Annotated in this window: 15 protein-coding genes, 1 other RNA gene, 1 riboswitch and 1 other annotated feature; of the genes, 14 read left to right on the top strand and 2 right to left on the bottom strand. The window is 38.8% G+C overall.

Going from position 1 to position 18711, the window contains the following annotated elements; translation table 11 throughout:
* Positions 1-104: 104 nt before the first annotated feature.
* Positions 105-1670, bottom strand: a complete 1566-nt coding sequence (spoVB, locus tag BALCAV_RS14725; protein WP_003324560.1) for a stage V sporulation protein B — start codon at positions 1668-1670, stop codon at positions 105-107.
* Between the two features lie 131 nt (positions 1671-1801).
* On the opposite strand from spoVB, the gene BALCAV_RS14720 reads away from it, so the two are divergent.
* The 12 genes from BALCAV_RS14720 to BALCAV_RS14675 all read left to right on the top strand — a co-directional run bounded on the left by BALCAV_RS14720 (position 1802) and on the right by BALCAV_RS14675 (position 17363).
* Positions 1802-2086 (top strand): post-transcriptional regulator, encoded by a 285-nt coding sequence (locus BALCAV_RS14720; RefSeq protein ID WP_003324562.1) that lies wholly within the window; start codon positions 1802-1804, stop codon positions 2084-2086.
* A gap of 416 nt (positions 2087-2502) precedes the next feature.
* Positions 2503-3804, top strand: coding sequence for a protein translocase subunit SecD (secD, locus tag BALCAV_RS21720; protein ID WP_003324563.1), 1302 nt, complete (start codon positions 2503-2505; stop codon positions 3802-3804).
* Positions 3794-4738 carry a protein translocase subunit SecF gene (gene secF, locus BALCAV_RS21715; protein ID WP_003324564.1) on the top strand — a complete coding sequence of 315 codons (945 nt, stop codon included), beginning with the start codon at positions 3794-3796 and terminating at the stop codon, positions 4736-4738. The genes secD and secF overlap by 11 nt, the downstream gene beginning before the upstream one ends.
* 1051 nt (positions 4739-5789) lie before the next feature.
* Positions 5790-6101, top strand: coding sequence for a LapA family protein (locus BALCAV_RS14710; protein ID WP_003324373.1), 312 nt, complete (start codon positions 5790-5792; stop codon positions 6099-6101).
* 68 nt (positions 6102-6169) lie between these two features.
* Positions 6170-8533 (top strand): single-stranded-DNA-specific exonuclease RecJ, encoded by a 2364-nt coding sequence (recJ, locus tag BALCAV_RS14705; protein ID WP_003324372.1) that lies wholly within the window; start codon positions 6170-6172, stop codon positions 8531-8533.
* 2 nt (positions 8534-8535) lie between these two features.
* Positions 8536-9054 carry an adenine phosphoribosyltransferase gene (locus BALCAV_RS14700; protein WP_003324370.1) on the top strand — a complete coding sequence of 173 codons (519 nt, stop codon included), beginning with the start codon at positions 8536-8538 and terminating at the stop codon, positions 9052-9054.
* Positions 9055-9371: 317 nt separating this feature from the next.
* Positions 9372-11558, top strand: coding sequence for a RelA/SpoT family protein (locus BALCAV_RS14695; protein WP_003324369.1), 2187 nt, complete (start codon positions 9372-9374; stop codon positions 11556-11558).
* 24 nt (positions 11559-11582) lie between these two features.
* A complete protein-coding gene (dtd, locus tag BALCAV_RS14690) occupies positions 11583-12029 on the top strand; it encodes a D-aminoacyl-tRNA deacylase (protein ID WP_003324368.1) in 447 nt (148 codons plus the stop codon).
* 234 nt (positions 12030-12263) lie between these two features.
* Positions 12264-12440 carry a hypothetical protein gene (locus BALCAV_RS22575; RefSeq protein ID WP_003324367.1) on the top strand — a complete coding sequence of 59 codons (177 nt, stop codon included), beginning with the start codon at positions 12264-12266 and terminating at the stop codon, positions 12438-12440.
* A 56-nt stretch (positions 12441-12496) separates the two neighbouring features.
* Positions 12497-12729: a binding site (T-box leader), on the top strand.
* A gap of 78 nt (positions 12730-12807) precedes the next feature.
* Positions 12808-14088, top strand: a complete 1281-nt coding sequence (gene hisS / locus BALCAV_RS14685) for a histidine--tRNA ligase (protein WP_003324366.1) — start codon at positions 12808-12810, stop codon at positions 14086-14088.
* Between the two features lies 1 nt (position 14089).
* Positions 14090-15871, top strand: coding sequence for an aspartate--tRNA ligase (gene aspS / locus BALCAV_RS14680; RefSeq protein ID WP_003324365.1), 1782 nt, complete (start codon positions 14090-14092; stop codon positions 15869-15871).
* Between the two features lie 67 nt (positions 15872-15938).
* Positions 15939-16054, top strand: a riboswitch (SAM riboswitch).
* 79 nt (positions 16055-16133) lie between these two features.
* A complete protein-coding gene (locus tag BALCAV_RS14675; RefSeq protein ID WP_003324364.1) occupies positions 16134-17363 on the top strand; it encodes a homoserine dehydrogenase in 1230 nt (409 codons plus the stop codon).
* On the opposite strand, the gene BALCAV_RS14670 is transcribed toward BALCAV_RS14675, so the two are convergent.
* On the bottom strand, positions 17334-17636 hold the full coding sequence (locus BALCAV_RS14670) for a hypothetical protein (RefSeq protein WP_003324363.1): 303 nt from the start codon (positions 17634-17636) through the stop codon (positions 17334-17336). The genes BALCAV_RS14675 and BALCAV_RS14670 overlap by 30 nt on opposite strands.
* A 162-nt stretch (positions 17637-17798) precedes the next feature.
* Here BALCAV_RS14670 and ssrS point away from each other — a divergent pair.
* Positions 17799-17979, top strand: a non-coding RNA gene (ssrS, locus tag BALCAV_RS21710) — 6S RNA.
* 114 nt (positions 17980-18093) lie between these two features.
* On the top strand, positions 18094-18711 hold a 618-nt coding region (locus tag BALCAV_RS14665; RefSeq protein WP_040324069.1), incomplete at its 3' end, for a transposase.

Here is an 18711-nt window from a genome sequence, read left to right as displayed (position 1 = left end):
AGGTTATTTATTTGGACGGCTGTGGTGTGTAAAAGGTGAAGAGGGAACGCCGTCTACATATAGATAAAATAAGTGGCACGGAATTCCCTTTATTTACAATATTTTTACCTGATAAATTTACTCAATAAGGTTCCGAACATTGGCAGGCGGGCGATTTCATGTTTATGAACGAGCTTTAACATAAAGATGAGAATAAAATAAAATGCGGTCGTTAAACATATTGCTAGCGTCGTATCAATTAGCATGGATTCCGTAAATGTTATATATTTTGCACAAAAAACGCCAAAGCCTGCTGTTGACCCAATTAATAAAATGACTTTAGCAACGAGTCGAACTTCAAGTGTAAATCCGATCGTTTTGACAACTGTAGCGAAGTGAAGCAATGTAACTAAAATAAAACCAATGACAACGGCTAATGTTGCTCCCATAATTCCTAACTCTGGTCTAGAGGCGAGAGCGAATATAGCGGTCGTTTTTATGAGCGCTCCGAACAGGCTGTTCATCATCGCCGCTTTTGCTAAATCAAGTGCTTGTAATGTCGCTTGAAGGGGGCCTTGTAAGTATAAAAAAATGCTAAAGGGAGCCATAATTTTAATATACATCGCCACATTTGGTGCATTATACATTAGTGTGACGACTTGTTCTGCAAAAATGTATAAAACGACACAAGATATTCCTCCTGATAAGAGGGCGAGCCTTAAAGCTTGGGTAAGTCGATGATGTATTAATTGATACTGTTTTTCGGCAGCAGCTTCACTGATAGCTGGTACAAGAGAAACGGATAAAGAAGCAGTGATAAAAGTAGGTAACATTAAAAGCGGTATCGCAAAGCCCGCCAGTTCACCATACTGTTTTGTTGCCATGACCGTTGCCACACCAGCAAGCGCTAAACTTTGAGCAACGACAATCGGTTCAAAAAATAAGGAAACAGAACCTATCAAACGACTTCCTGTAGTTGGAAGGGCAATCCTCATTAAATCAGAAAATGTTTTTCTTCCTCCTTTGGCATACGTGAAGAATTGTTGCCTTACTCTGAATGATTTTCTCCGTTTAAAAACAAATACCATATAAAGTAAGGAGATAAATTCTCCTGCGACAACCGAAATCATCGCACCTGCGGCTGCATATTCAACTCCTAATGGTAAAAAAGCAGTGGTTGTAATCGCCACGAGCGTAATTCGAACGACTTGTTCAATAACTTGAGAAATGGCGGTTGGTTTCATATTTTGCTTCCCTTGGAAGTAGCCCCGAATGATCGCTGAAATGGCGACAATCGGTACAATTGGTGTAATTGCAATTAATGGGTAGTAGGCACGTTCATCGGTTAAAAGGTTTGCGGCAACAAATGGAGCTAGGACAATCATTAACGTTGTAAAAATAATTGTTAAACCTAAAGTTGTGCTTAAGGAAACGACTAAAACCCTCTTTACACGAACACTATCTTTTTTGGCTTCCGCTTCTGCAACTAACTTGGAAATCGCAACAGGGAGTCCAAGTTGGGTTAGAGTCATGACAAGCAGCAAAGTCGGGATCGCCATCATATATAATCCAACACCTTCAGAACCCATAATTCTCGCCACAACAATTCGATTGACGAATCCGAGAATTTTTGTAATGAAGCTCGCAATGATTAAAATGAATGCTCCTTTTAAGAAGGTTTGTTTGGACATTATAACCCTACTTTCTAAAAAAGTGATGGAAATTTCACGTTATTATATATATGCTTAGTAGTGAGGCAAGCATGACAAGCTTTTGTCTAAAAGAAATTTTCGTTTAAAAAGAGTAATGGGTAGGTGAGTATATGGAGGAGAAGCAGCAGTTTGAAGTTTGGCGAGATGCTGTAGAACCGGCTATACAAAGCAAGGTTGATGAATTTCATTTTTTAGGATATGAGCGAGTGACCAAAGAAGAAATTTGGGATTGTTTAATGTACCAGCTTAGAAAGTCGAAGGAATATATTCATATGAACCAATTTGTTAATCATCTTCTTTTGTTAAAGCCTCATGTGTATATGAATTGGCTGACGATTCATGCTTATAAAGAGCCTACTGATTGGTTTGTGGAATATGAGAAGGAAGAAATCTAATTATCTTAATGTTCTATCAAGTGGTAGGCCTTATGAAACCAAGTTGTCGAAACGCTTGGTTTTTTACATGATAGCTAGAGGCAATTGGGAGCAAAGAAGATGCTTAACGATGTAGCCGATTTAAAGTCCTTAGTATAAGGGCAACTACGTCTCTGTCGTCACCTTTGCAAGGCTCGCCAATCGACGAGTTTTCTTTTCACGTAGTAAAGGATAAATTAGCAGCAAAGAAGAAGGTCGACGTAGCAGCTAATTTGAAGTTTCTAGTATAAGGGGCAACTACGTCTCTGTCGTCGCCTTTTCAGGCTTGCCAATCGACGAGTTTTCTTTATCTTTGGGTTGTGTGGTATTATTGTAGAAAAGTGTATCAGAAGAATTTGGAAGTTTGTTTTTTTGATAAAGGGAGGTAAAAGAGAGAGATGGTCAAAAAGGGTCGAATAGTCGCTTTTTTCCTTATACTTGCTGCGATAGCTGTGTTAATTAGTACAACAGTTATGGACATCACTAAGGATGTAAAGCTAGGACTAGACCTTCAAGGTGGTTTCGAAATTTTATATGAAGTGGAACCAGCTAATGAAGGGGATGTTATTAATCACGAGGCGTTGACGGCTACAGTTGCTGCGCTAAATCAACGGATAAATGTCATTGGTGTATCTGAGCCTAATATTCAAATAGAAGGCGATAACCGTATTAGGGTGCAATTAGCAGGGGTTGAGAATCAGCAACAAGCAAGGGAAATGCTCTCAACTGAAGCGGTACTAACTATCCGTGATGTCGATGACAATATTTTATTGGATGGAGCCGATTTGGCACAAAATGGAGCAAGTGTTGGCTTTAGTGAAAGAACGGGTTCTCCAGTTGTTCAAATTACACTACGCGATGGAAATTTCTTCGGTGATGTGACGAGAGAGATTGCTTCTAAACCGTTAGGCGAAAACTTAATGGTTATATGGTTAGACTTTGAAGAAGGCGATTCATATTATGGAGAAGCGATGAAAGAGGAGCCTAAATTTCTTTCGGCAGCAACTGTAGGTGAGGAATTTAGAACAACTACCGTGCAAATTGAAGGTACATTTTCACTAGATGAAGCACAAAATCTTTCTGAACTTCTTAATGCTGGTTCACTCCCTGTTAGTTTAACAGAGATTTATTCGAACTCTGTTGGAGCTTCACTAGGTGAGCAAGCGATGGAAAAAACGATATACGCTGGATTTATTGGAGTAGCGTTAATTTTAATTTATATGATTGTTTATTATCGTTTTATGGGTGTGATTGCTGCCATTACTTTGACGGCTTACATTTATCTTGTTTTATTAGTATTTAATTTAATGAATGCGGTTCTGACGTTACCAGGGATAGCCGCGTTAATACTTGGTGTTGGTATGGCTGTTGATGCCAATATTCTTACATACGAGCGAATTAAAGAAGAAATTCGTGCCGGAAAATCGATTATGTCCGCTTACAAAGCAGGTAGTAAACGTGCTTTTACAACGATTTTAGATGCCAACTTAACGACTTTACTTGCGGCAGGTGTGATGTTTGTATATGGGACAAGTTCGGTACAAGGATTTGCAGTTATGTTAATTGTTGGTATTTTAGTTAGTTTTGTCACCGCTGTTTATGGGGCAAGGTTAATGTTAGGTTTATGGGTTAATAGTAAAGCTCTTAATAAGAAGTACTGGCTATTTGGAGTAAAGGAGGATCAGATCGATGAACTTTAATACACAGAATCTGAATATCGATTTTGTTAAGCATCGGAATAAGTTCTTCCTTTTCTCGGGAATTTTATCCATATTAGGTGTGATTCTGTTATTTACAGCTGGATTTAATTTAGGGATTGATTTTCAAAGTGGTTCACGAGTAGAAGTCTTAAGTCAAGATTCACTCACAGCAGAGGAAATTAGCGAAGAATTTGCTAGTATTGATGAAAGCTTAATCCCGGATGATATTGTTTTAGCTGGGGATAACAATGAGATTGCGAATGCAAGGTTTACCGTTGAATTGCCAAATGATCAGATAGCTCAAATTCAAAGCCATTTTTCTGAAGTGTACGGAGCGGAACCGAATGTTAGTACCGTTTCACCAATGGTTGGCCAAGAGCTTGCTCGAAATGCGGTGATTTCTGTCATTCTTGCAGCTATTGGAATCACGATTTATGTGGCCATTCGTTTTGAATTCCTCTTTGGAGTTGCGGCCATCGTCGGCTTAATACATGATGCTTTATTTGTGTTAATGGTGTTTAGCTTATTTCAAATTGAGATTAACATACCGTTTATTGCCGCGATTTTGACGGTCGTTGGGTATTCCATTAATGATACGATTGTTACGTTTGATCGCATTCGAGAAAATGTGAAGTATGCGAAGCGGGTAAAAGGATTTGATGATCTTTCAGATATTGTGAACAAAAGTATTATTCAAACATTAGCCCGTTCGATTAACACAGCTTTAACGGTTGCGTTTGCGGCAGTGGCGATTATGGTTTTTGGTGGAGAAGCGATTCGCTCCTTTGCTTTTGCCCTTGTGATTGGGTTAATTGCCGGGACGTATTCTTCAATGTTCTTAGCGGCACAGCTTTGGGTTGTTTGGAAAACCAAGTCGTTAAAAAATAAGAAAAATAAACCAAAAAGAAAAGAAGAACTAGAGCCAACACCATAAAAAAATGAGAGAGACTATAGCAACATGTTGTAGTCTCTTTTTTTGATAGTGGAACTAGAAACAAAGCAAAGAGTTTAATTCACAGCCTTTTAGGGAAAGTTTAAATAGGAAATCAACCAAATGGTTATAGTAAATAACTCAACTTTCGCATCGGGAAGATCCGTTCAACTAGTTGGCAGAGCGAAAGGGAAGCTCTTAAACAAATACCCTTGACACGTTTGAAAAGCGAGAACGCACTATCACACCAAACGGATAAACTGTGCATCAAGAAAAAAATAATAGGCCCTCCGGCGGTCGCTCCCAAACAGACACTCCGCGTCCTTGCCGAGAACCTCATGAGCCTCCTCAGCGTTTCACGCTTGCGGGGTCTCATTGGACGGTTTATTCCTGCGGGAGTCTCCGTGTCTGTTTGTCCGCTAGATAATGGAATCGAATCTAGGTTCGGTTTTCTCATTGAATAAAAAAACAGTCATTACTTCAACGTACATGAGCTTGAGAATGATTTTTCTCCTTCCATGACTCATTCCGTTACAGTTGTAAACAAATCAGTGTGGACGCTCTGTACGTAAGCTAGATGATCGAGCTGGTTTCGATTTGAATCCTATCTTTTCATTCCTGCAGACTTAGGAAGAAAACAGGTAGAAACTACCTATTTTTTCCATAACTAACAAAGTGAAGAAGGAGGTTCTTCTGCGTTAGAAATAGCTGATTGAGAATGGCCATATCATCGAGCATCTCCCCTACACTTAGCGGACAAAACCATACGGAGACTCCCGCGGGAATAAACCGTGGAGCGAGACCCCGCAAGGCTTGCCGAGGAGGCTCGCCAGGTTCCCGCAGGACGCGGAGTATGGTTTTGGTAGCGACAGCCGAAGCACTTAATTTTAGTGAACAAGAGATGTGTTCAGACTGTCAACGTTTGAACCGTTCATGTAAAGTCAATTTGAGTCTTGTATCGCCTTAAAGTCAATCTCTATCAACGGTTAAGGGTCAATCATACGCTGCGAAAGTTGAGTGAAGATGTAAAACTACTGTTAAAGAAGGTGAACAGATGAAAGGTCAATGGGGAATTATTGTTGGGCTCGTTGTAGCACTTATTATTTCGATTTTTGCGGTTATTAATGTAGAGGCTGTTCGTGTTAATTATTTATTTGGGGAAGCGTATTGGCCGTTAGTTCTTATCATTTTAGGCTCGGTTTTAATGGGAGCGGTAATTGTTGGAGCATTAGGTATGGTGAAGATTTATCGGCTCCAAGCAGAAATTAAACGGTTGAAACAACAGAATTTAACAAATAAGACCGAAGAAACTAAAACGAGTGATTCGCAAATAAAACGAGAATCCGGAAGTATAGAAGGTAAATAAGTTTCATATCTTCGTTGTCACCCTTTGACCTCTCCTGTATAATAGGTAGGTCGAGGGGTGTTTTTTATATGTTGAATCCAAAGGCAAGATGGAAAATAGAAGAGCAAAAAGAAGAGGTCGTTGAGCAATTAATCAAAGAGCTCGACATCGCTCCTTTAGTCGCTAAACTCTTAATTAATCGCGGGTTAACGACCCCAGAAGTGGCCTCTACCTTTTTAAATAAAAATCAAATCAAATATCATGATCCATTTTCTTTAGATGGGATGGATAGAGTTGTTGAAAGAATCCATCAAGCGATCGAAAAAAAGGAAAATATTCTCATATTTGGTGATTATGATGCAGATGGTGTAAGTAGTACCGCTGTAATGGTTTATACGTTACAAATGCTCGGAGCTAAGTTTGACTATTATATTCCTAATCGTTTTACAGAAGGCTATGGACCGAACGAACCGGCTTTACGAAAGGCGAAGGAAGCAGGGTTTCAGCTTGTCGTGACCGTTGATACCGGAATTTCAGCTGTTCATGAAGCAACAGTGGCAAAAGAAATCGGTTTAGATTTTATCGTGACTGATCACCATGAAGCCCCACCACAATTGCCGGATGCCTATGCAATTATTAATCCGAAAAAACCAGGATGTCCTTATCCTTTTAAGGGACTTGCAGGAGTAGGTGTTGCTTTTAAAGTGGCCCAGGCTTTATTAGGGAGAGTCCCAAAGGAATTATTGGACATTGTTGTCATCGGAACGATCGCCGATTTAGTTCCTTTAGTAGACGAAAATCGTTTATTAGCAATGGAAGGGTTAAGTGCTCTGCAATCTAGTTCAAAACCAGGCTTAATTGCGATAAAAAAAGTCGCAGGAATTGAAAAAGAGACATTAGAAGCGGATCATGTCGGTTTTGCGATTGGACCAAGAATGAATGCCGCCGGTCGCTTAGGCTCAGCGAATCCAGCGGTCGATTTGCTTATCACCGATAAAAGCGATGAGGCAAAAATGTTAGCAGAAGAAATTGATGGGCTAAATAAGGAACGACAACATATCGTTTCTGCCATCGCAAAAGAAGCGATTGAAATGGTTGAAAATGACTTTCCACCAGAAGATAATGCAGTGCTGATTATCGCAAAAGAAGGCTGGAATCCTGGAGTGATTGGAATTGTCGCTTCAAGATTAGTAGAGAAGTTTTATCGACCAACGATTGTGTTAAGCATTGATGAGGAAAAAGGAATTGCTAAAGGTTCTGCCAGAAGTATTGAAGGTTTTGATATGTTTGCGGAACTATCAAAAAGTCGTGATATTTTACCTCATTTTGGTGGTCACCCAATGGCGGCCGGATTGACGATTTCTCTTGAACACTTATCTGAATTAAGGGACCGTTTACAAGTGCAGGCAAAAGAAAGTCTTTCAGAAGAAGACTTTATTCCTGTTAAACGAGTGGATCTAGTGGCCGGTGTCGATGAGATTTCTTTAGATATTATTAAACAAATGAAACAACTTGCACCATTTGGAGTGAGCAATCCAACCCCAAAAATTATGCTGCAACAAGCAAATATCGGGGAAATGAAAAAAATCGGTAGTGAAGCCAATCATTTAAAGATTCAGTTTAAACAAAACGGTTCTTCATTAGATGGAATTGGTTTTCATTTTGGTTATGTTTATGAGCAAATGTCTGTCCAAGACCGAGTCTCGGCAGTTGGCACACTTTCCATTAATGAATGGAATGGACATATCAAACCTCAACTTATGATTGAAGATATCGCAGTTACGGACTGGCAATTATTTGATTGGCGAAGTGTCCAGAAACTACGTCTAGAAGACAAGCTTAAGTTGATTTCTTTACCGACTCAATATTTGATTGCATTCAATGATGAGACAAAGGTAAAATTAAAATTAGAGAATGAACAAATATGGACTCGTGAACAGCTTAGTCACATTGATTCTTTTGAAAATGCAGCGGTTGTTTTATTAGATTTACCGGCGAGTGAACAAGAAATTAAGCAGCTATTTGCAGATAAAGGAAGACCAAGTCAAATCTTTTGTTTATTTTATCAGGAAGAGGACTCGTTTTTTTCCGCTAGTCCAAATCGTGAAACTTTTAAATGGTTCTATGCTTTTTTACGAAAACAAAAGAAGTTTAATTTAAATGAGCAAGGGATGAAGCTGATTTCATATAAAGGTTGGTCAAAAGAATCAGTTAAATTTATGGTCGAAGTTTTTGTTGAATTAAATTTTATTCGCCAAGAAAATGGTTGGTTAATCATCGAGGAGAACCCTGAGAAAAAAAGCTTAACCGATTCAGTCGCCTTCCAGAGAAAAGAAAATCAACGGACACTGGAAAATGATTTTGTCTATTCTTCATTTGAACATTTAAAGCAATTGTTTACGACAATTTTTGAACAAAACACGAACGAAAGTACAATCAAGGAGACGGTATAAAAATGGATTTTAAACAGCATTTAACAACAGTTGAGGATTACCCAAAAGAAGGAATTAGCTTTATCGATATTACGACACTTATGCAAAACGGTGAAGTATATCGTGCCGCAATCAATGAAATGGCAAACTATGCAAAGGATAAAGAAGCGGATATTGTCATTGGTCCAGAAGCTCGTGGTTTCGTTGTCGGGTGTCCAATCGCTTATTCTTTAGAAAAAGGATTTGTGCCCGTCCGTAAAAAAGGAAAGTTGCCGCGAGAGGTCATTTCTGTTGATTATGGCCTTGAGTATGGCAAAGACTCATTAACGATCCACCGCGATGCGATCAAAAAGGGACAGCGTGTTTTAATCGCTGATGACTTATTGGCAACTGGTGGAACAATCGAAGCGACAATTAAAATGGTGGAAGAACTAGGTGGAATCGTTGTCGGTATCGCATTCTTAGTGGAACTAGGATATTTAGACGGTCGTGAGCGCTTAAATGGCTACGAGATTTTCTCATTAACAACTTACGATCAATAAAAATAAAACATCAAGGATAACAGTCGTTAGAGTTTCGTTTAACTCCTACGGCTGTTTTTTGATCTGACTGAATAACGTCATCCATTACAATTGGCCGTTGGTGGTATGAAAAAAAGAGAGAAACGCTGTCAAATACTTACCATATAAATAATTCCCTGTTTTTCCCTTGATTTATCCTCATTTTTTCCAACAGGACCATAATTGATCTACTTTTTATATCATTTTTGATGGAATCCGACAAAATTCTTTTCTTTCTCTTTACATAGCTGTTAAACTTAAAGATAATAGAAGAAATATTGAATCAAACAGGTGATTCCATGACAATAGATCAAGTATTAGAAAAAGCGAGTCAATATCTAGGAGAAAAGGACGTTGCTTTTTTACAAAAGGCTTATCTCTATGCAGAAAAAGCCCATTCCGGACAATATCGAAAATCGGGTGAGCCCTATATATTACACCCTATACAAGTTGCCGGCATTATTATTGAGTTACAGCTTGACCCAAATACGGTTGCTGCCGCTTTTCTTCATGATGTCGTTGAAGATACAGATGTCTCGATTGAAGATATTGAAGAAGAGTTTAATGGACAAGTTGCGATGCTTGTCGATGGCGTTACAAAGCTGAAAAAGTTTAAATATAAGTCAAAAGAAGAACAGCAGGCAGAAAACCATCGTAAAATGTTGATCGCGATGGCAAAAGACATTCGTGTCATTATGATCAAATTAGCCGATCGCTTGCATAATATGAGAACGCTCAAGTATATGCCGCCTGAAAAGCAAAGAGTAACTTCTAATGAAACATTGGAAATCTTTGCTCCGCTTGCTCATCGACTCGGGATTTCGACGATTAAATGGGAGCTAGAGGACACGGCTTTACGTTATTTAGATCCACAGCAATATTATCGCATCGTTAATTTGATGAAGAAAAAACGTGCTGAGCGTGAGGAATATTTATCAGATGTGATGGAACGAATTGATGGAGATTTGAAGGATGTTTTTATTGGGGCTGAAATCTCTGGTCGTCCAAAGCATATTTATAGCATCTATCGTAAAATGGTTTTACAAAATAAGCAGTTTAATGAAATTTATGATCTGCTTGCGGTAAGGATAATTGTCCAAAATATTAAGGATTGTTATGCGGTATTAGGAGTGATCCATACATTATGGAAGCCGATGCCTGGTCGTTTTAAAGACTATATCGCGATGCCAAAAGCAAATATGTACCAGTCTTTACACACAACGGTCGTTGGGCCACATGGTGATCCATTAGAAGTGCAAATTCGCACAGAGGAAATGCACCGCGTGGCGGAATTTGGGGTTGCTGCTCACTGGGCTTATAAAGAGGGTAAAGCGGTTGATCCTAAATCAGATACGTTTGAAGATAAGCTCAGTTGGTTCCGCGATGTGATTGAGTCACAGAACGATACAAATGATGCACAAGAATTTATGGAATCTTTAAAAATGGACCTTTTTTCTGATATGGTCTTTGTCTTTACGCCAAAAGGTGATGTGATTGAGCTACCACGTGGGTCAGTTCCTTTAGATTTTGCCTATCGAATTCACAGTGAAATAGGGAATCGATGTATCGGGGCCAAGGTTAACGGCAAAATGGTCACACTGGATCATGAGCTAAAAACGGGTGATATTGTCGATGTGATGACATCTAAACATTCCTATGGTCCAAGCCAGGATTGGATTAAAATTGCTCAATCCTCCCATGCTAGAAATAAGATTAAACAATGGTTCAAAAAAGAACGCCGAGAAGACAATATTATTAAAGGGAAAGAAACAATTGAGCGTGAAATTAAAGCTCTTGAGTTTGAACCAAAAGATGTGTTAAACCATGATAATGTTTTAGAAGTGGCAAATAAATTTAGTTTTGCTGGGGAAGAAGATATGTTTGCGGCGGTTGGCTATGGTGGCATTAGTGCAAAACAAATCGTCAATCGATTAACCGAAAAGTTACGTAAGCAGTTGGATCAAGAAAATGAAGAACAATCATTAGCGGAAGCTCTATCTGAGGTGCCTTCTTTTACTCCTAAAAAGAAAATGAATTCCGGCGTCCGTGTAAAAGGTGTCGATAATTTATTAATCCGTTTATCACGCTGCTGTAACCCGGTCCCTGGTGATGAAATTGTAGGATACATTACAAAGGGACGAGGAGTATCGATTCATAGAGCCGATTGTTCAAATATGCAAAGTGATGACCTTGAATCAAGACTCTTATCGGTTGAATGGGAAGGGAATGTCAATCAATCAAAGTCGTATAATGTTGATATTGAAATTACTGGTTTTGACCGTAATGGCATGTTAAATGAAGTGCTTCATGCAGTTACAGAGTCAAGAACTTCCATTCATGCGGTTTCAGGGCGTTCCGATCATCGAAACAAAGTCGCAACGATTCATATGACGATCTTAATTCGTAATGTTGATCACTTACAGAAGGTCGTTGATAAAATAAAGCAGATTAAAGATATTTATTCAGTACGCAGAATCATGCATTAAGCGGGTAGTAGGGGTGTTGGAAAAGTGAAAGTCGTCTTACAACGTGTGAAGGAATCATCTGTAACCGTCAATGGTGAAATTGTCGGTCAAATCGAAAAAGGTTATATGCTTTTAGTTGGGATCACTCATGAGGATACGGAAGCAGATTTAGATTATTTAGTAGAAAAGATTATCCATCTTCGCATTTTTGAAGATGAGGCCGGTAAAATGAATGAATCACTGCTTCAAGTCGGTGGCGATATTTTGTCGATTTCGCAATTTACTCTTTATGGCGATACGAAAAAAGGGAGAAGACCGAACTTTATGTCAGCGGCTAAGCCAGATATCGCTAAAAAGCTGTACGATCAATTTAATGAAAAACTCCGTCAAAAAGGTTTACAGGTTGAAACAGGGATCTTTGGAGAAATGATGGATGTTGCTCTTGTAAATGATGGACCTGTTACATTGATATTAGAAAGTCCAACCGCATAAAAAATAGAACGGAACGTCGCCTAATTACGCGGTGACGCTTCTTTTTTATTCGTTATGAGAAGAGCCAATTATAAGGGGCAAACCAATTTAGGAAATGCCGATTAGATGCGACTAGTCCTATTTCCAATATCTTTGATGACTAATGAGCCAGTTTTCTTTTTTAGAAATGTGTGAAAGGATGCTTTTTTGGAGATGCTATGGAAAACGTTAAAATTTAAAAGGAGACGATTTCATATGCGTGCTAGTCACAACCATCAAATGCACTTACAACAGGCACAACCGATTTTTCATGTCGATTATCATAACTTTATTGAGAAGGAAGCTTTACAGACTAATTTTGAGTTAGCACATGAATTTGGTGTTTCATTAAGGGAAATAAAAATTTTAAAACAGAAGCTAATGAGAAATTAAACTATTGACATCGTCCCGATTCATTCGTATGATAGAAATCAATATTATGAATAGTAACCATTCCATTGAAGAGGAATAGTAATCAAGATCCCGAATTTAAAAGAGAGGAGAGGTCGTGGCTGAAAGCCCTCCAAATTTGCCTTGATGAATGAACACCTTGGAGGAGTTTTTCTGAACCGATTTTTCTTAGTAGGAGAAGACGTAAGTAGGCGTTAACTGCTTGAAAGAGGAAGCGAGTATGTAGCTTCAATTAGGGTGGCACCACGGGAATTCAACTCTCGTCCCTGATGATTTATGATCATCAGGGACGGGAGTTTTTTATTTTTATTTATTAAAAAGAGAAGCATGCAATGTAGGAGGAAATGAGATGAATATTCAAATTCCACGCGGAACACAGGACATTTTGCCAGGCGATATTGAAATTTGGCAACATATCGAGGAAACGGCAAAAAAGGTATGTGAACGTTATAATTATCAAGAAATAAGAACACCAATCTTTGAACATACAGAATTATTTCAAAGAGGTGTAGGTGATACGACCGACATCGTCCAAAAAGAAATGTATACGTTCACGGATCGAGGGGAGCGAAATTTAACGCTACGTCCTGAAGGGACTGCTGGAGTTGTTCGTTCATTTGTAGAAAATAAATTATATGGTCAAGCGAATCAACCAACAAAATTATATTACACAGGCCCAATGTTTCGTTATGAACGTCCGCAAGCAGGCCGGATGCGCCAATTTGTTCAATTTGGGGTTGAGGCTTTAGGTAGTGCTGACCCAGCAATTGATGCAGAAGTTTTAAGTTTGGTGATGCGAATTTATAAAGAGCTTGGTGTTTCGAATTTAAAACTCGTTGTAAATAGCTTAGGGGATTCAGAGAGTCGTACAGCTCACCGTCAAGCGTTAATCGATCATTTTAAACCGAATATTGCTGAATTCTGTTCAGATTGCCAAGGTCGTTTAGAAAAAAATCCACTGAGAATTTTAGACTGTAAAAAGGATTCAAGCAACCCGTTGATGGATTCGGCTCCATCGATTTTAGATTATTTAAATGAAGAATCAAGTCAATATTTTGAACAAGTCAAAAGCTATTTAGATGCGATTGAACTTCCTTATGAAGTCGATCCAACGTTAGTACGGGGTCTTGATTACTATAACCATACAGCTTTTGAATTAATGGCTGAAGGTGAAGGATTTGGAGCGATTACGACCCTTTGTGGAGGTGGACGCTATAATGGGCTTGTGGAAAGCTTAGGTGGCCCGTCTACACCAGGAATTGGTTTTGCTTTTAGTATCGAACGTTTAATTATGGCATTAAAAGGCCAAAACAAAGTACCAGAAGTAGCCCAAAAGCTTGACTGTTATCTTGTTACATTAGGAGAGCAAGCAAAGCTAAAATCTGTTGAGCTGTTAGAACAATTACGAGCTGCTGGTATTAAAGCTGATAAAGATTATTTAGATAAAAAAATGAAGGCTCAATTTAAAGCCGCCGACCGCTTACAGGCAGCTTTCACTGCTGTCCTTGGTGATGATGAATTAGCGAATAACATCATCAATGTGAAAAATATGGAAACGGGCACACAAGAACAAATAGCGTTAGACGAATTAACTTTATATATAGAGAAAGAAATTCAGGGAGGAAAATAAGATGACTGTACGCACACATAGTGGCACCATTGATGAAACAAAAGTAGGAGAGAAGGTTTTAATAAGAGGCTGGGTTCAAAAACGTCGTGACTTAGGTCAAGTTGTTTTCTTAGATATACGTGATCGTTCTGGATTAGTTCAAGTTGTCTTTAGTCCAGAAATTGATAGTGAAGCACTAGCCATTGCTGAACGTGCTCGTAATGAATATGTACTTGAAGTGGAAGGAACCGTTGTGGCAAGAAATGAAAATACGATTAACGAAAAGATTGCTACCGGTAAAATTGAAGTGCATGCACAAAGTGTTCAAATTTTAAATGCATCAAAATCACTACCATTTCAAATTGAAGCAAACACAGATGCTTCAGAGGACATTCGTTTAAAATATCGTTACCTTGACCTACGTCGTCCAGATATGCAAGAAACATTTAAACTACGTCATCAAACGACAAAATTGATTCGTAACTTCTTAGATGAACAAACATTTATGGAAATTGAAACACCGATGCTGACTAAAAGCACACCTGAAGGAGCACGTGACTATTTAGTTCCTAGTCGTGTTCATCCTGGTGAGTTTTACGCATTGCCACAATCACCACAGATTTTTAAACAGCTATTAATGGTGTCTGGTTTTGAGCGTTATTATCAAATTGTTCGCTGCTTCCGTGACGAGGATTTACGTGCAGACCGTCAGCCAGAGTTTACGCAAATTGATATTGAAACTTCTTTTATGGATAAAGAAGAATTGCTTGCTATGACGGAAAACATGATGGCGAAAGTAATGAAAGAAGTGAAAGGTTTAGACGTGACGTTGCCATTCCCTCGGTTAACGTATGACGATGCAATGAATCGTTATGGATCAGATAAACCAGACACGCGCTTTGGGATGGAGTTAATTGATTTAACAGAAGCATTAAAGGACACGGAATTTAAAGTGTTTAAATCTGCTTTAACAACTGGTGGAACGGTTAAAGGACTTAATCTTGAAGGTGGAGCGGATAAGCTTTCGCGTAAAGAAATTGATGCTTTAACGGACTTTGTCAAACAATATGGAGCAAAAGGTCTTGCTTGGTTAAAGGTGGAGGAAGAAGGGCTTAAAGGGCCAATCGCTAAATTCTTTACAGAAGAGCAGACTTCAGCGTTAACTGAAGCGATGAATGCAAAAGTGGGAGACTTATTATTTTTTGGAGCAGATAAAAAACAAGTCGTATTTGATAGTTTAGGTGCGCTTCGTTTAAAATTTGGTAAGCAGTTTAACTTAATTGATGAATCAAAATATAACTTCCTATGGGTAGTCGATTTCCCACTTGTTGAATTTGATGAAGAGGCAAAACGTTTTGTTGCCTTACACCATCCTTTCACAAGCCCGAAAAAAGAAGATATGGAATTACTTGCTACAGACCCAGCAAATGTTCGTGCCGATGCTTATGATTTAGTATTGAACGGTTATGAGTTAGGAGGAGGTTCACAGCGTATTTATCAACGTGACGTCCAAGAAAAAATGTTTGCGGCTCTTGGGTTTACACCAGAAGGGGCAAAAGAAGAGTTTGGATTCTTACTAGAAGCGTTTGAATATGGAACACCTCCACATGGTGGAATTGCTCTTGGGTTAGACCGATTTGTTATGCTACTTGCAGGGCGTCATAATTTACGCGATACGATTGCCTTCCCGAAAACAGCAAGTGCAAGTGACTTATTAACAAATGCACCTAGCCATGTAAGTCTCGATCAGTTACTTGATCTTAATTTATCTGTCATTGCGAAAAAAACGGAAAAGGTACTTTAGGGAAAAATTGGTTTGACAAACTAAATTCTTTTCCTTTATAATCGTAATAACTTTAAAATGACAATTAAACTTATCTAGAGTGGCGGAGGGAACTGACCCGAAGAAGCCCGGCAACCTATTTGCTTGCCAAGCAAATAAAGGTGCTACATTCAGCAGGATGCTAGTCATTCTGAAAGATAAGAAAAGGCCAAAAAAACCTTTCCTTATTGGAAAGGTTTTTTTTATTTATTAAGCTAGTATTTGGGGGAGAGGGGCCAGGAAGATGAAAATAGGGTTAATTGGTTTTGGTACAGTAGGAAAAGGAGTTGCCGATCGGATTGAAGCGACAAAAGAACAGTTACAAGTCAAATTTGGTCAGCGACTAACGATCGAAGGCATTTTGATTAAAAATAAAAATCAATATGTAGAGAATGAACATGCTTCTGTGATAACTAATGATTGGACTGAATTTTGCCAAAAGTGTGATTATGATATTATTTTTGAGGCAATTGGTGGACTTGAACCAGCCTTTTCCTATACGGAATATTTTCTAGAAAAAGGAACACCTGTGATTACCGCGAATAAACAACTTGTAGCTGAATATGGGGAACTTTTAGAAGATATTGCGACACGAAATCAGACTTATTATGGTTATGAAGCCGCTGTTGCAGGAGGGATTCCTATTATTAATGTGATAAAAGGATTATTAACAACTACGCCTGTCACAAAAGTAACTGGAATCTTGAACGGGACAACGAATTATATTTTGACGGAAATGAAGGAGAAGGGCTTGTCATTTGCAGAAGCACTAAAGGCGGCTCAAGAGCTTGGGTATGCTGAAAGTGACCCGACAGATGATATAGAGGGTTATGATGCTTCATATAAAATTAGAATCCTAGCAAAATGCTGTTTCGGTTTTTGGATCAACCGTGAGAATGTGACGAGAAGGGGATTAGATGGGATTAAAGATTGGCAAATAGAATTAGCTGAGCGACTTGGTTTAACATTAAAAATAGTCGGGGAGGCAACGTTGTTTGCGGATGACATAAAGGCGGAAGTAGCTCCTGTTTTTTTTACAAAGGAAGAAGCTTTTTCAAGAATTTCTGGGGTGACCAATGCGGTTAAATTACAAGGGCCAGCAATTGGAGAATTAACTTTTACTGGACCAGGGGCTGGAAAGGAAGCGACAGCAAATAGTATGGTTGAAGATTTTCTTTTTCACACTGATTTCAAAGGGCATAGAGGCGGCCTGAATAGCTTTCCTTTATCAGACGATAGAAAAGACAGACCATCGATTGTTTTTAATTCTGAGCCAGCTACCCTTTCAATAGAAGAGTTACTCCATCCGGAAGCTAAGGTTATTTACAAAGAAATAAGTCCAGATGGAGAGACGTTTATTGTGACAGGGCAACCTGATATTAAACACAACCAGGTTCAAGTTATAAAAATAGAAGGCTTAACTGAGAATATTCAGGTGAATCATTCACTCGAATTCAGTCGTCTCACGTCTTAATTTTTTAAATACATCAATAAATAGATGGGGTTCTGAACGAATATGGAAGGTACGTACACCTTTTGTTGTGTGTAAGTATAAATAACCGATCGCTTTCTCTTCTTTTAATCGGTAGGAAATATCTAAAATCGATTTAATGGGAAACCGTTCATCTTTTGCGATAATGGAGTCCTTGTCTATTAGGAGATCAAAGGAGGTTTCAACGGTTTTCTTTTCGATTAAACCGATTTCTTGTTTAATTTGAATACATCGTTGTTTGGCTAATGGTTCCATCTTTTTCACTTCCTTAGCATTAAAATAGGTCGAATCTTCCTTGTTTTTCTAATTATACTGTACCACAGCAAAAGCAAGTGTTCCAAATAGGATAATAGTTTGAATATTTGAAAAAATATTGAATGAATGGAGCTTGCGGTGTATAATAAGCATTAACAAACAGAAATCCTGTGATGTTCGTTATCTTTAAACGTTTTGAGCCAACGTTTTTTGAACGGGAGCATATATGTTGCTTTTTGGATTACATGCCTAAACGATTAGGACTTAAGAAGAAAAGCACAGGGCACCCACCTGCTGGAGCAGGTTCAAAGCTTTATTTGAATACGGCATACACGGGATTTCTGTTATACATAATCAGGCGTGTTGATTAACCAATAAAATCCAAAAAATAAACAAAAAGAGACACCTTTCTTGTAGAATGGAGTTTGCCGACTACAAACCCAAGAAGAGGTGTCTCATGAACAAGAATACCATATTCCCGAATTTGCTTCAAAAGATTGTTTCAGAAAAAGAACTTGCCGATATTCAGCTTGCCACTGGTTATAAAGATACGGCACGTAAACTCGATGTTTTAACGTTGATCAAGTACCTCGTTTGTGCATCGATGAATGAGTTTAAGAGTTATCGCCATTGTGCGGATGTCGGCGATCAATATGGTCTGCCACAAATTAACCATTCTACTCTTTCAAAGAAAGCCAGTGATGTCCCTTTCCACATCATGAAGAAGCTATTTGATATAGTCGTGTCCAAATGTAATCGAATGACTCGTCGAGCAATGAACCTTTCTAAGGTGAAGGATCTCTTAATTGTCGACTCAACAACGATTACGGTTGGGAAGGCACGTCTTCCCTGGGCGGTCTACCATGGTGAGCGTTCAGGGGTAAAACTCCATGTCAGCTATACACCACAAGCCGACATGCCCTTTCAAGTCGTTGAATCGACTGGCCTTATGCACGATGGTCCTGTGGGAGAACAATTAGTAGACTCTCGCTTTGTAATGGTAGAAGATCGAGCTTATTTTAAAATCAAGCGAATGGACGAGTTTGTCGAGATGAAACAGCCCTTTGTCATCCGA

The sequence above is a fragment of the Alkalihalobacillus alcalophilus ATCC 27647 = CGMCC 1.3604 genome, from assembly GCF_000292245.2.
Classification (GTDB): Bacteria; Bacillota; Bacilli; order Bacillales; family Bacillaceae_D; genus Alkalihalobacillus; species Alkalihalobacillus alcalophilus.
The sequence above is the reverse complement of the archived record's forward strand: the minus strand, read 5'-3'. Positions and strand labels throughout refer to the sequence as shown.